Origin of the sequence: Leptothoe sp. ISB3NOV94-8A, from assembly GCF_043421595.1 — a bacterium.
Lineage (GTDB): Bacteria > Cyanobacteriota > Cyanobacteriia > Phormidesmidales > Phormidesmidaceae > Leptothoe > Leptothoe turfae.
On the sequence record NZ_JAXSQW010000001.1, the window covers coordinates 4,438,917 to 4,451,072 of the forward strand.

Consider the following 12,156-nt stretch of genomic DNA (forward strand, 5'->3'; position numbering starts at 1 on the left):
TTTTGGGAGCTATTGCATCCCCCCGTCCACATTTATAGTGGGCAAACTTACGCCACAGAGTACTAGTTTAATGGGGTGGTTCAAGTCTCAGCAGTTGCAGAGTCAGAGGTTACTTTATCCGATGCCGCCCCATTCATATCGGATGTTGGGTGCTCATCCTGGCCCTTAGACTCGGAAGATTGGCTCTGCATTTGCGTCTTAAGTTTTTTAAGCTGCTCAACCATGATACTGGCCATGGTGCCCGGTGTGCGTTGTTGAACCCAAACCATACTGGCTGACAGCAGCAACTCTTTGAGATAAGCATAGGAAAAATTCTCAGAGGTAGTTGCGATCGCATCAATTTCATCCAGCGATAACTGCATTTCTGACTTCAACTTCTGATTCCAAAGCTGCAAATAAGCCACGCGGTCGTCCATTCCAGGTGCTTCAAAATGATACTTGCGATCAAACCGACTAGGACGCTCCAAAATTGCGATATCTAACCGTTCTGGGTGGTTGGTAGAGGCAATCATCAACACTCCATCGTTGAGGGCGAAACCATCCAACTCATTCAGGAAAAACGATCGATTCTCATCGTCTACTAGAGCATCCAAATCTTCAATCACTACAATGCAAGGGGCAGCCTCCCTAACCCGATTAAAGGCCAAGCGCATGTTATCAGTATCACTACTCTGACGGGTCTTAAAGCTCTTGATATATAAACAGGGATATCCCAAAGAATTGACTAACGCCTTGACCATGTGGGTTTTCCCATTGCCTGGCGGGCCAATAAACAAAAGGCCACGCTTCCAAGGCACGTTGTACTCGGCATACATAGCCTGCGATTCAAAGAAGCGTTGAGCATCTTTGTAAATATCTTCTTTGAGGGTGCCAGCCAGGACTAGATTTTCGAGCGTGGCACTTTTAATCGACGCGTATAAATCACGATTTTTTTGCCAAAAGCCCCCCTCAAACACCAAAACTTCTTCCCTTACTTGGGAGTTCCATTTACAAACATCAGCAAAAAAGTTATCGGCAACAACCTGGGTATCTGACAAAATCCAGTAATAACGGCAATCGTCAAAATACCCCTGAGGCCAGGACAGCTGTAAAACCATCAATATGTGCTCCTGCCACTGGACCTCAAAACAAAAATTCTTTTGCTCATAGCGCAGTTTCTGGTTCTTGGCATCCCAGAGGGTCATTACATGGTTATGCACAACTGCTTCGCGGGCACTTGCCGCATAGCCTGGTGGCAAATCAACCGTGCTAATTACCTGGGTCGTACACAGTCCTTCTTCAGCATATTTACGAAGATCAAAATAGTAGCTATCCCCCTCTAAAATCTCCTTTTCAGGAAAGCTCTCTGCCAGAAACTGACTGACGTAGTAAGGAATGGAGGCGGGAGACATCCGCAACGCTTCTAGAATTAAATACGTAAGATTGACTGAACGCGAACCTGATGAATAAAGCATGCTGAAGCGTATGTGAATGCCTAAAAAGACTGATTTTGCCCTTGGACTATATTTTGCACCGCTTTTCCATAACCGATGGGAAAACTTGGGTTTCTCGATGGAATTCGACAACCTATGCTAGGTTATCCACAACAAAGTCCAGGAGTAGCTATGGGTGATTCGCAAGGTAATCCCTTTATCGGCAATCCCTTTATGCAAAAGGGCAGAAAAAAACCACCCGCTGATCCTGACGTATCTCCCCAGTCTCAACACAAATCGCCAACGGATCTTTCCCTCGCTACGCCAGAGAAACTCAGCAAGTCGCCAGCCGTTGCCCCACCTCAAAACTCAGCTAAACCAACAGCAAAAAAAGTATCAAAATCGTTATCTAAACCGAAGGCCACAGCAAAAACGACAAAAACTCGATCTAGCCCTGCCAAAAAAAACACTAGCCCGCCTTCTACACCAACACCTTCTGCAAGCTACACAGGGAATGGCTACAAAGTTCAGGTATTGGCCAAAATCCCAATGCCCACCAATACCAATATGCCCAGCCGCGACTATTTATGGTTTGCGGTGTATCCCATCATTCCCCGTGTGGGTGACTGCATCTTTCACGATGGCCGCTATTTTCGTGTAGATGCCGTATTTCTATACGAAAACACGAATGCTGGCTGGTGTGCTGACTTAGAAGTTTCTTACTACACCCGACGACACTAGGCCCACGATGTTTATATCACTGCTCAGGCTTAGCCGCGCGGGCAATTGAATGATTCACAAATGAATCATGAATTTGAGTAACCAGGACTTCAGCATCCTCAACCTGGGAATACTGACTGGAGAGGACAACTGTTTGCTCGTTACCATAACCCACAAATGTGATTAGTGCTTGTTGCCCAGCTTCTGGCTCGTACCAAATCCGAAACCCCGACTGTCCATCGATAGCAACCAGGGAGTAGCGCTGCACAGCTACTGCGTCAGCCACGATTTGATCTAGTTTTTGGGGCACAGCAGTCTGCGGATCTTCCCGGAGCATTACAATATCGGTGCGAATAGGCATATTGACGCCATCGGCAATACTGACAATTGCCACACCATTATCTTCTTGGGAGGCTATTTGCCATTCCCTGGGGTAATCCACACTGAACTTAGCAGATTCATAACGAGCAAACTCACTGGGGGCCGACGGTTCCTGCTTAACGTTAACGGCATTACCGGCAGCAAACTCAACCTCTTGGTGATTAGCCAACGTCTCAGCGGCAACCTCGGTCGAGCCAGGGGCTAGGACGATCCCTAAAGCGCCTATGCCCAATACAAATTGCCTTACAGTCTGCTTAGTATCAAAGTCCATAAGTGTTTAGCGATGACGTCTATATCTTTGAACAATAGCCCTCAAAACTCTAGTCGCCTGAACACCTCAGTCTAGTATCAAGCATCTCAGGTTTCCATGAAAATTCTTAGCCTTGTCTCAGCATTAGCTCCAGTGACGTTGGGGCTATCTGTAATGGCCACGAGTGCCGAAGTATTTCCTGGCTATATCCCCAAACCTCGTGGTATTCCCAATGTACGCGTTTCAGGAGGCACCCGTTCCCCCGCTGGTGCTAGCTGCATTAGTGATCCACAAGCCCCTCAGCTGACATCCATCTTTCCAGACGATGATCTGGGCTACACCACGGATAATTATCCAGCATTCCAATGGTATATGCCTAGCAACAACGCTAGCCATGTCGAATTTAACCTCTACGAAGTTGTTAGTGAAGAAGAGGGCATCTTTCAGCCGATTTACCAGACGGCTTTTGTCCCCGCCCCCACAGCAGGCATTGCCACTCTAGAGCTTCCTCGTAATATTGGTCTGGCCCCCCTCAAAGCAGAGAATTATTATTACTGGAGCGTAGAGATTTACTGCTCCGATGAGACAATTGCCGTGATGATGGCGGAGGGGTTTGTAGAACGATTGGAGCCTGATCCTACTTTGGCGGCAGCCCTCGAAAATAGTGACGGAATTAGTCGAGCTGCGATCGCAGCTGAAAACAGCCTGTGGTTTGATGCCACCCGTGCTCTAACGGACCATCTACAGGAGCAACCCAACGACCGTCAGGCCATTGCCAGCTGGCAAATCCTACTAGAATCTATCGGGCTAGAGAATATTGCGGATGCCCCTCTCCTACCCTAATTAGCAATGTTTTAGCTACTGTTGATCGCCAAATTAAACCAAGGCTTTAACCTACAGTAAACAAACTGTACGTTGATTTTTGTTAAAGTTTATAAACGCGTTCAACGTTGGTAATCTCACTCATTAACCTATGCTGCGTCTCGAAAACATTACAAAGGTTTATCCTACCGGAGAAGTATTGCGAGACGTTACCTGGGAGGTCAAACCAGGTAATCGCATTGGTCTAGTGGGGGTTAACGGGGCTGGCAAATCCACTCAGCTCAAAATCATCATGGGGGAAGTTGAACCCACCAGCGGCAATGTCATTCGCCCCAATGAACTACACATCGGCTATCTCAATCAAGAATTTGAAGTTGATCCCCGCCGCACCGTACGTGAAGAATTTTGGACAGTCTTTGAAGAAGCCAACACAGTTCAACAAAAGCTGGCAGAAATTCCTATACATATGGAAAGTGCCGACCCAGATGCACTAGAAAAGTTGATTAAGGCCCTAGACCGCGAACAACGGAAGTTTGAAGCTCTTGACGGCTACGGTTTGGAATCCAAAATTGAGAAGATTCTGCCCGAAATGGGATTTCAAAATGATGATGGAGAGCGACTAGTTAGCTCCTTCAGTGGCGGTTGGCAAATGCGCATGGGTCTGGGCAAGGTGATGCTCAAAGCTCCAGATTTATTACTGCTGGACGAACCTACTAACCATCTGGATCTAGAAACCATCGAATGGCTTGAGGGCTATCTCAAAGGCTTAACGACACCGATGGTGATCATTTCCCATGATCGTGAATTCCTCGACCGCCTCTGTACTCAGATTGTAGAAACTGAGCGAGGCGTCTCCACTACCTATTTGGGTAATTACAGCGCTTATCTGGCTCAAAAAGCGGAAAGTAAGCTTGCTCAACAGGCCACCTATGATCGTCAGCAAAAAGAAATTGCTAAACAGCAAACCTTTGTCGATCGCTTCCGTGCCAGTGCGACTCGCAGCACCCAGGCCAAGAGTCGTGAGAAACAGTTGGAAAAAATAGAGCTGATCGAAGCTCCCATTTCCGACGTTAGAACTTTGCAATTTAAGTTTCCCCCCGCCCCTCGTAGCGGTCGTGAAGTCGTTCAAATCAGCGACCTCACCCATACTTACGGTGATAACATTTTATTTTTAGGGGCAGAATTGCTGATTGAGCGGGGCGATCGCATCGCTTTTGTGGGCCCCAATGGCGCTGGCAAATCGACGCTTCTGCGCCTAATCATGGGTCTAGAAGAGCCCGTAGAAGGCAATGCCACCCTAGGGGAGCACAATGTCATTCCTAGTTACTTTGAGCAAAATCAGGCAGAGGCCTTGGACCTTAATAAAACGGTCATGGCCACTATTCATGATGAGGTGCCCACCTGGAAAAATGAAGAAGTACGCACCCTCCTAGGTCGCTTTCTATTTAGCGGCGACATGGTAAACAAACCTGTAACCGCTCTCAGTGGTGGTGAGAAAGCTCGTTTAGCCTTGGCCAAAATGCTACTTGCCCCAGCTAACCTTTTAGTTTTGGATGAGCCCACGAACCACCTGGATATCCCAGCTAAAGAAATGCTAGAGTCGGCGTTAAAAGAATATGAGGGAACTGTTCTCATCGTTTCCCACGACCGCTTTTTCATTTCCCAGGTAGCCAATAAGATTGTAGAAATCCGAGAAGGTGAATTACGGCTGTATCGCGGTGACTATAGCTACTATCTTGAGAAAATAGCCCAGGAGAAGGAACGGGCTAGATTAGAAAAAATAGAAGCCGAAAGATCAGCTAAAGCAGCCGCTAAACGGCAGAAACAAAAGGATAAGCAAAAGGCCAAGGCCGCTGCCAAGAAAAAGGGATAACCATTGACACTGCATCCTTCCTTACGGACATTAATATAAGGTTTCAGATGTACTTCTGTCATGCTCCCAAAACTTTTATATAGTTCTGACAGTTACTCAAGAGCACACCATAGACTTGGAAGTATATAGGCATCCTTGCCCACAGTTATTTTCAATAGCATTAATTTTGGGGTGCTAAGAAAACACAGAGTAAAGCTGTTCAAATAGAAAAATCTATTGACAACGTGGTTGTTCCAATGAGTAATTCAACTCATTGACAAACTGGGGGTAAACAGAGAAAAAAATATAGCTAGATGCTCTATATTCTGGATAATTTTTAGCAAGCGATAATACTCTGATCAATAGCTAAAATATTAGGAAGCTGTTGATACCAAAATGTAGTTAAGCAGTCTCAGAATATACGCCAGAGCAGTTAGGTCTTGCACTGACAGTAGGTTTTTGCTAGCCGCCTAACAAGCTATACTTTTGTACGAGAAAGAAATGTTAAGAAAACCTTAATATTTGAGAAAGGGCGAGTGATATGATCTCGCTAGGCAAAAGGCACAGTCGTTCACAGTCGGAAGAAGGAATTGTAAGTATGGCGCAGGAGTCTGTTTCTCCAATGGTTCTCGTCATCCTGGATGGATGGGGACATCGCAATGAGGACAATGGCAATGCAATTCGCAATGCAAGGACCCCTGTTATCGATAGTCTTTGGACCGCCTATCCACATACCTTAATTCAAACATCAGGTAAACAGGTGGGGTTACCTGATGGCCAAATGGGCAACTCTGAAGTGGGGCATTTAAACATCGGTGCAGGTCGCATTGTGCCTCAGGAGCTTGTGCGCATTTCTGATGCCGTCGACGATGGCTCAATTCAAGAAAATCAGGCTCTTCTGGATGTATGCCAAAAAGTCCGTTATAACGGCGGCAAGCTTCATTTAATCGGTCTTTGTTCGGAGGGAGGTGTACATTCACACCTGGACCACTTGCTAGGCCTAGTGGATATGGCAAAGGCACAAGATATCCAAGAGATCTGCATTCATGCAATTACCGATGGTCGTGATACCCAGCCTACTGCAGGGCAATACGCTATTGGCAAATTGCAAGACCATCTGGAACAGAGCGGGATCGGTCGGATTGTTACCTTAAGCGGACGGTATTACGCGATGGATCGCGACCATCGGTGGGATCGTGTGGAAAAGGTATACAGAGTGATGACAAGTTCAGGCGCTGGCAATGGACTTACAGCCCTAGAAGCAATCCAGGCTTCTTACACTGAAGGCATCACTGATGAGTTTATCGAACCAGTCCGTTTATCATCTGGAACTTTGGCAGCCAATGATGGTGTTGTGTTCTTTAACTTCCGTCCAGATCGGGCACGTCAGCTAACTCAAGCGTTTGTCGCTCCTAAGTTTGAAGGGTTTGAAAGACAGCTAATTGCCCCGCTCCACTTTGTCACCATGACTCAGTATGATGGGTCATTACCTGTGCAGATTGCTTTTGAGCCTCAAAACCTGAGCAATATTCTGGGGGAAGTGGTTGCTAACCATGGGATCAAGCAGTTCCGCACCGCTGAAACTGAGAAATATGCCCATGTCACTTACTTCTTTAATGGGGGTCGTGAAGATCCCTTTGAGGGAGAAGACCGTGAGCTAGTCGCCAGTCCCCAGGTCGCAACCTATGACAAGGCTCCAGCCATGTCAGCGAAGGCCGTTACTGATACAGCAATCACAGCGATCAACAAAAATAAGTATGGTCTGGTAGTGATCAACTACGCTAACCCAGATATGGTTGGCCATACTGGCAATATGGAAGCCACTATTCAGGCCCTTGAGTCAGTTGATGTACAGCTAGGTCGATTGCTCGATGCCGTAGGTCAAGCTGGAGGAACAACTATTATCATTGCCGACCATGGTAATGCTGAATATATGTGGGATGACGAGGGCAGACCTTGGACAGCCCACACAACTAATCCAGTTCCGTTTATTTTGGTCGAAGGTGAGCGTTTGAAGATTCCAGGTCGCGGTTGCGAAGTAGAGTTGCGAGAAAATGGTTGCCTGGCGGATGTTGCACCAACTATCTTGGAAATTCTGCAACTAACCCAACCTGAGGAAATGACAGGTAAGTCTATGCTTGAACCGGCTCGTGTTGATGTGAAGCGTAACCGCACACCGGTCAAAGTATCTCGTTAACTGTATTTCCAGATACAATCTATCATCAACCTGAACTTTTGGGGTGGATTAGATGGCTCGTCATGGTGCCATTACCTGCGGTACCATGGTTTGATGCTGGGGTTTAAGAGTGTATTCTTAAACTCAACAAATATGAATTTACGGAACAGTCAGGCTAGAAAATTGAAATGGTATTATCGGTTTTACAGGTGGTATGGCTAGTGTCTGCCATTGGATTGATCATTTTGGTGCTGTTTCACAGCCCAAAAGGTGATGGCCTTGGAGCTTTAGGGGGACAAGCTCAGATGTTTACGAGTACTAAGAGTGCTGAAACGGCTCTAAATCGTGCTACCTGGCTCCTGACAATCTTGTTTATGGGAATTACGGTAATTTTGAGTGCTGGCTGGCTAGGTAGTACGGTATCTGAACTATCTCCCTCCGTAGACAGTCTTCCCATTGAAGAAACAGCCCCAGCTCCCGCAGCTGATACCATTCCATCTGAACTAGGTTCTCCTGAAGCCCCTGCCGATGCAGCTACAGAATAGGGGCTATTTTTTTATAGCTGTCAGCGCTCACTTACACTCATAGTTGTGAACTATGTGCGCCAAGCTATATTTCTTAGACTAAACAAGAAATGCCTTAGAAACCAAGGTTTCTAAGGCATTTCTTGTTTAAAGGAGTCAGTTAAGCGCCCTTTGAGGTTCCTGGGTGAGTCAGTCTGTCCAGGATGCAGCACCCAGGACAGGATGCCCTCAGGAAATCTTCTACAGATTAAAGAGCCTTGGCACGAGCAATGACATTCTCAACCGTGTAGCCGAACTCTTGCATAATGCGTCCACCGGGAGCAGATGCACCAAAGCGATCAACACTGATCATGTCACCTTCAGCACCGTAGTACTTACCCCAACCCATTTCGATACCAGCTTCTACAACCAGGCGCTTGGTGATTGCCTTGGGTAGAACGGACTCCTTATAGGCTGCATCTTGAGCTTCAAAAAGTTCCCAGCAGGGCATGGAAACAACGCGGACTTTCTTGCCTTCGGAACGTAGTTGCTTAGCGGCTTCTAAACAGAGGGAAACTTCACTACCGGTTCCGATTAACAGTAGGTCAGCACCCTCGTCATCGGAAAGGACATAGGCACCCTTGGCTACACCATCGATGGAACTACCTTCTAGCTGAGGTAGATTCTGACGAGAGAAGGCCATCAGTGTGGGAGTCTTACGACTAGCGATCGCAACCTTGTAAGCACCGGATGTCTCATTACCATCCGCAGGACGAATCACATAAAGGTTAGGAATTGCCCGCAGGGAAGCAACCGTTTCCACTGGCTGGTGGGTGGGACCATCTTCACCCAATGCGATGGAATCGTGGGTCATCACATACAGAACACCCGCTTCAGCTAAAGCCGATAAACGGATAGCCGCGCGCATGTAATCAGCAAATACCAGGAATGTTGCACAGTAGGGAATCAGACCCGAGTTGTGCAGCGCAATACCATTACAGATAGCGCCCATACCATGCTCACGTACACCGAAACGTAGGTTGCGGTTTTCATAGGCTCCCTTCTGAAAATCACCGGAGATCTTCATCAGGGTATTGTTGGACTTAGCCAGGTCAGCAGACCCCCCCACTAGCTCAGGCACAGCAGGTGCTAACGCATTCAATGTCGCTTCAGAGGTCTTACGGGTGGCAATAGCCTTATCACCGGGGGCGTAAGTAGGCAGTGCATCAGCCCAGTTTGCAGGTAGTTCACCCTTGAGCATGCGCTCAAACTCAGCAGCTTCTGTAGCGTACTTAGTACGGTAAGTTGCCAATGTCTGATTCCACTCAGCTTCTGCACTAGCGCCTTTCTCAACTGCCTGACGAAAACGGCCTAACACATCCTCAGGAATCTCAAAAGGAGCGTGGTCCCAACCCAAGTTTTCACGAGTTAGCGCAATCTCGTCACCACCCAAAGCAGCACCATGGACTCCAGATGTATCAGCCTTGTTAGGAGAACCATAACCAATGGTGGTAGTCACCTTGATCATGGTGGGCTTGTCAGTTACCTTCTTGGCTTCTTCAATCGCTTTGGCAATGGCTTCTAAATCAGTATTGCCATCTTCCACATGCAATACGTGCCAGCCGTAGGCCTCGAAACGCTTGCTCACATCTTCAGTGAAAGCGATATCGGTAGAACCATCAATGGAAATATGATTGTCGTCATAAAAAGCGATGAGTTTACCCAAACCTAGGTGACCGGCTAAAGAGCAGGCTTCACCGGAGACACCCTCCATGTTGCAGCCATCGCCCAAAATTACATAGGTATAATGGTCAACCAATGTGGAGTCAGGCTTGTTAAAGCGAGCTGCCAGGTGAGCCTCCGCCATGGCCAGACCCACGCCATTACAAATACCTTGCCCTAGAGGCCCCGTGGTAACTTCAACACCGGGGGTCTCAAAATTCTCAGGGTGCCCAGGAGTGGTTGCGCCCCACTGCCGGAAATTCTTAATGTCCTCAATCTTGACACTGTCGTAACCTGTGAGATGCAACAGAGCATACTGCAGCATGCAACCATGTCCTGCAGACAGCACGAAGCGATCGCGGTTGAACCACTGGGGGTTTTTGGGATTAAAGCGCATAAACTGATCCCAAAGAACAAACGCCATTGGCGCAGCTCCCATGGGCAAACCAGGATGACCAGATTTTGCCTTTTCAACGGCATCAATGGCCAAGAACCGAATGGCATTTATACACTGCGTTTCAAGAGATTGGGTTGCGACAGCCATAGTCTTCCAAGTAGTTAACGACGGTACAGTCCAGGTGTGAACAAAGCAGACGAACGCACCTTTGCTGATGGTGATAGAGATTCGGAGCTCTCAGATGGGTAACCCCAACACGCCAAAGCATGTGCTAAAAACGGATAGGTACGTAATCTACGCAGCTGTGCACCACAGCGGAAGAAAGCTGAACGCAATAGCTCAAGCCTTCACCCCTGAGCACATAACCACGGGGCAAAAACATTTTCACAGACAACAGGCTGGAGCAGACACTTAGCCGCTCACCTGAAACGCTGATTGTGACAGAAGCTCGCTGCAGCTGACTAAGCATACGAGCTAACTACCTCAACCTGGTCCAAGGAGAGCCACTGGCCTAAGCCTATACCGTAATATTGAGCATATCCATTGGTTAAGTTAAATATGCTCAGATACGAGTGGCAGCTTATATGAAATAAGCAAACCTTTCGTTTTAATTAATGTTTCCTGTTAGGTCATTATACCTACCAAGCTGTAGCACTAGCTACGATACTTGCGAAAAACCAGAGTAACGTTGTGACCGCCAAAGCCAAATGAATTAGACATCGCCACATCTACCGTATGGGCACGGCTCTGATTGGGCACGTAGTCTAAATCACACTCATCATCTGGATCTTGCAGATTAATGGTGGGAGGAACGTGGTCGTTGGCCACAGCCATACAAGCTGCCACACCCTCAATACCGCCAGACCCCCCTAACAAATGCCCGGTCATTGATTTCGTAGAACTCACCAGTATTTGTTTTGCATGATCGCCCAACGCAGTCTTAATAGCTGCCGTTTCAGTGGGATCGTTAGCAGGAGTACTTGTCCCATGGGCGTTAACGTAGCTTACGTCTGAAGGAGAAATTTCTGCATCCTTCAGGGCTAGTTCCATAGAACGGGCAGCACCAGCACCACCGGGGACTGGCGCAGTCATGTGGTAGGCATCACAGGTCATGCCGTAGCCCACCATTTCAGCATAAATGCGAGCACCTCGACTGAGGGCATGGTCTAGCTCCTCTAAAATTAAAATGCCAGCCCCCTCACCCATCACAAAACCATCACGACCTTTGTCAAACGGGCGACTAGCATGATCCGGATCGTCGTTGCGTGTAGATAACGCCCGAGCTGAGGCAAACCCAGCAAACGACAAGGGCGTAATGGCAGCTTCAGTGCCGCCGCAGATCATGGCTTGGGCATAGCCATTTTGGACAATACGAAACGCATCGCCAATGGCATTAGAGCCAGCTGCACAGGCAGTCACAGCACAAGAATTGGGGCCTTTTGCACCGGTATGAATAGCTGTTAAGCCTGCTGCCATGTTGGCAATCATCATAGGCACCATAAACGGACTGCAACGATTGGGCCCTTTATTTAGGTAGACAGCCTGTTGTTCTTCCATAACCTTGAGGCCGCCCACCCCAGTCCCAATCATGACACCCACTTGCTCGGCGTTGAGATCAGTAATGGTGAGATCGGCATTGGCTAAGGCCTGCTTGCTAGCTGAGATCGCAAACTGGGCAAATCGATCAGTCCGCTTAGCATCCTTAGCATCCAGATACTCTAGTGGATCAAACCCTTTAACCTCACCTGCAATGCGGCATTTGTGCTTCGATGCATCAAATAATGTGATCGGCCCAATGCCGCTTTTGCCAGCCAGCAATCCTTGCCAATAGGCCTCTAGAGTATTACCGATGGGAGTAATAGCCCCCATCCCTGTAATCACAACGCGTTTTTTTTCAGTACTTGTCATGGTCATCGACACA

General features: G+C 47.8%; 8 protein-coding genes and 1 pseudogene. 5 read left to right on the forward strand and 4 right to left on the reverse strand.

The window, feature by feature from the left end; genetic code table 11:
* Positions 1–80: 80 nt before the first annotated feature.
* On the reverse strand, positions 81–1,454 hold the full coding sequence (locus SPB21_RS18790; protein WP_163661998.1) for an AAA family ATPase: 1,374 nt from the start codon (positions 1,452–1,454) through the stop codon (positions 81–83).
* A 150-nt stretch (positions 1,455–1,604) separates the two neighbouring features.
* On the opposite strand from SPB21_RS18790, the gene SPB21_RS18795 reads away from it, so the two are divergent.
* The gene (locus SPB21_RS18795) at positions 1,605–2,153 is read left to right on the forward strand and encodes a hypothetical protein (protein WP_250564855.1); all 549 of its coding nucleotides are present in this window, start codon (positions 1,605–1,607) and stop codon (positions 2,151–2,153) included.
* 16 nt (positions 2,154–2,169) lie between these two features.
* Here the strand turns inward: SPB21_RS18795 and SPB21_RS18800 are convergent, their stop codons facing one another.
* Positions 2,170–2,784: a PsbP-related protein gene (locus SPB21_RS18800; RefSeq protein WP_163662000.1), complete on the reverse strand. Its 615-nt coding sequence runs from the start codon at positions 2,782–2,784 to the stop codon at positions 2,170–2,172.
* Positions 2,785–2,880: 96 nt separating this feature from the next.
* On the opposite strand from SPB21_RS18800, the gene SPB21_RS18805 reads away from it, so the two are divergent.
* The 4 genes and pseudogenes from SPB21_RS18805 to secG form a co-directional block, all read left to right on the forward strand.
* Positions 2,881–3,606 (forward strand): DUF928 domain-containing protein, encoded by a 726-nt coding sequence (locus tag SPB21_RS18805; RefSeq protein WP_163662002.1) that lies wholly within the window; start codon positions 2,881–2,883, stop codon positions 3,604–3,606.
* Positions 3,607–3,736: 130 nt separating this feature from the next.
* On the forward strand, positions 3,737–5,458 hold the full coding sequence (locus tag SPB21_RS18810; RefSeq protein WP_499867404.1) for an ABC-F family ATP-binding cassette domain-containing protein: 1,722 nt from the start codon (positions 3,737–3,739) through the stop codon (positions 5,456–5,458).
* A gap of 577 nt (positions 5,459–6,035) precedes the next feature.
* Positions 6,036–7,634: a 2,3-bisphosphoglycerate-independent phosphoglycerate mutase gene (gene gpmI / locus SPB21_RS18815; protein ID WP_499867406.1), complete on the forward strand. Its 1,599-nt coding sequence runs from the start codon at positions 6,036–6,038 to the stop codon at positions 7,632–7,634.
* A gap of 167 nt (positions 7,635–7,801) precedes the next feature.
* Positions 7,802–8,023: pseudogene (secG, locus tag SPB21_RS18820) on the forward strand (preprotein translocase subunit SecG); the annotation flags it as partial.
* Between the two features lie 361 nt (positions 8,024–8,384).
* Here the strand turns inward: secG and tkt are convergent.
* Complete coding sequence (gene tkt / locus SPB21_RS18825) at positions 8,385–10,382, reverse strand: transketolase (RefSeq protein ID WP_163662011.1); 1,998 nt, start codon at positions 10,380–10,382, stop codon at positions 8,385–8,387.
* 507 nt (positions 10,383–10,889) lie between these two features.
* A complete protein-coding gene (gene fabF, locus SPB21_RS18830; protein WP_163662013.1) occupies positions 10,890–12,143 on the reverse strand; it encodes a beta-ketoacyl-ACP synthase II in 1,254 nt (417 codons plus the stop codon).
* Positions 12,144–12,156 lie beyond the last annotated feature (13 nt).

Bases quoted from the DNA above. Each gene is read 5' to 3' on its own strand.
- SPB21_RS18790 (WP_163661998.1), bottom strand. From the start codon at position 1,454: ATGCTTTATTCATCAGGTTCGCGTTCAGTCAATCTTACGTATTTAATT.
- SPB21_RS18795 (WP_250564855.1), top strand. From the start codon at position 1,605: ATGGGTGATTCGCAAGGTAATCCCTTTATCGGCAATCCCTTTATGCAA.
- SPB21_RS18800 (WP_163662000.1), bottom strand. From the start codon at position 2,784: ATGGACTTTGATACTAAGCAGACTGTAAGGCAATTTGTATTGGGCATA.
- SPB21_RS18805 (WP_163662002.1), top strand. From the start codon at position 2,881: ATGAAAATTCTTAGCCTTGTCTCAGCATTAGCTCCAGTGACGTTGGGG.
- SPB21_RS18810 (WP_499867404.1), top strand. From the start codon at position 3,737: ATGCTGCGTCTCGAAAACATTACAAAGGTTTATCCTACCGGAGAAGTA.
- gpmI (WP_499867406.1), top strand. From the start codon at position 6,036: ATGGCGCAGGAGTCTGTTTCTCCAATGGTTCTCGTCATCCTGGATGGA.
- tkt (WP_163662011.1), bottom strand. From the start codon at position 10,382: ATGGCTGTCGCAACCCAATCTCTTGAAACGCAGTGTATAAATGCCATT.
- fabF (WP_163662013.1), bottom strand. From the start codon at position 12,143: ATGACAAGTACTGAAAAAAAACGCGTTGTGATTACAGGGATGGGGGCT.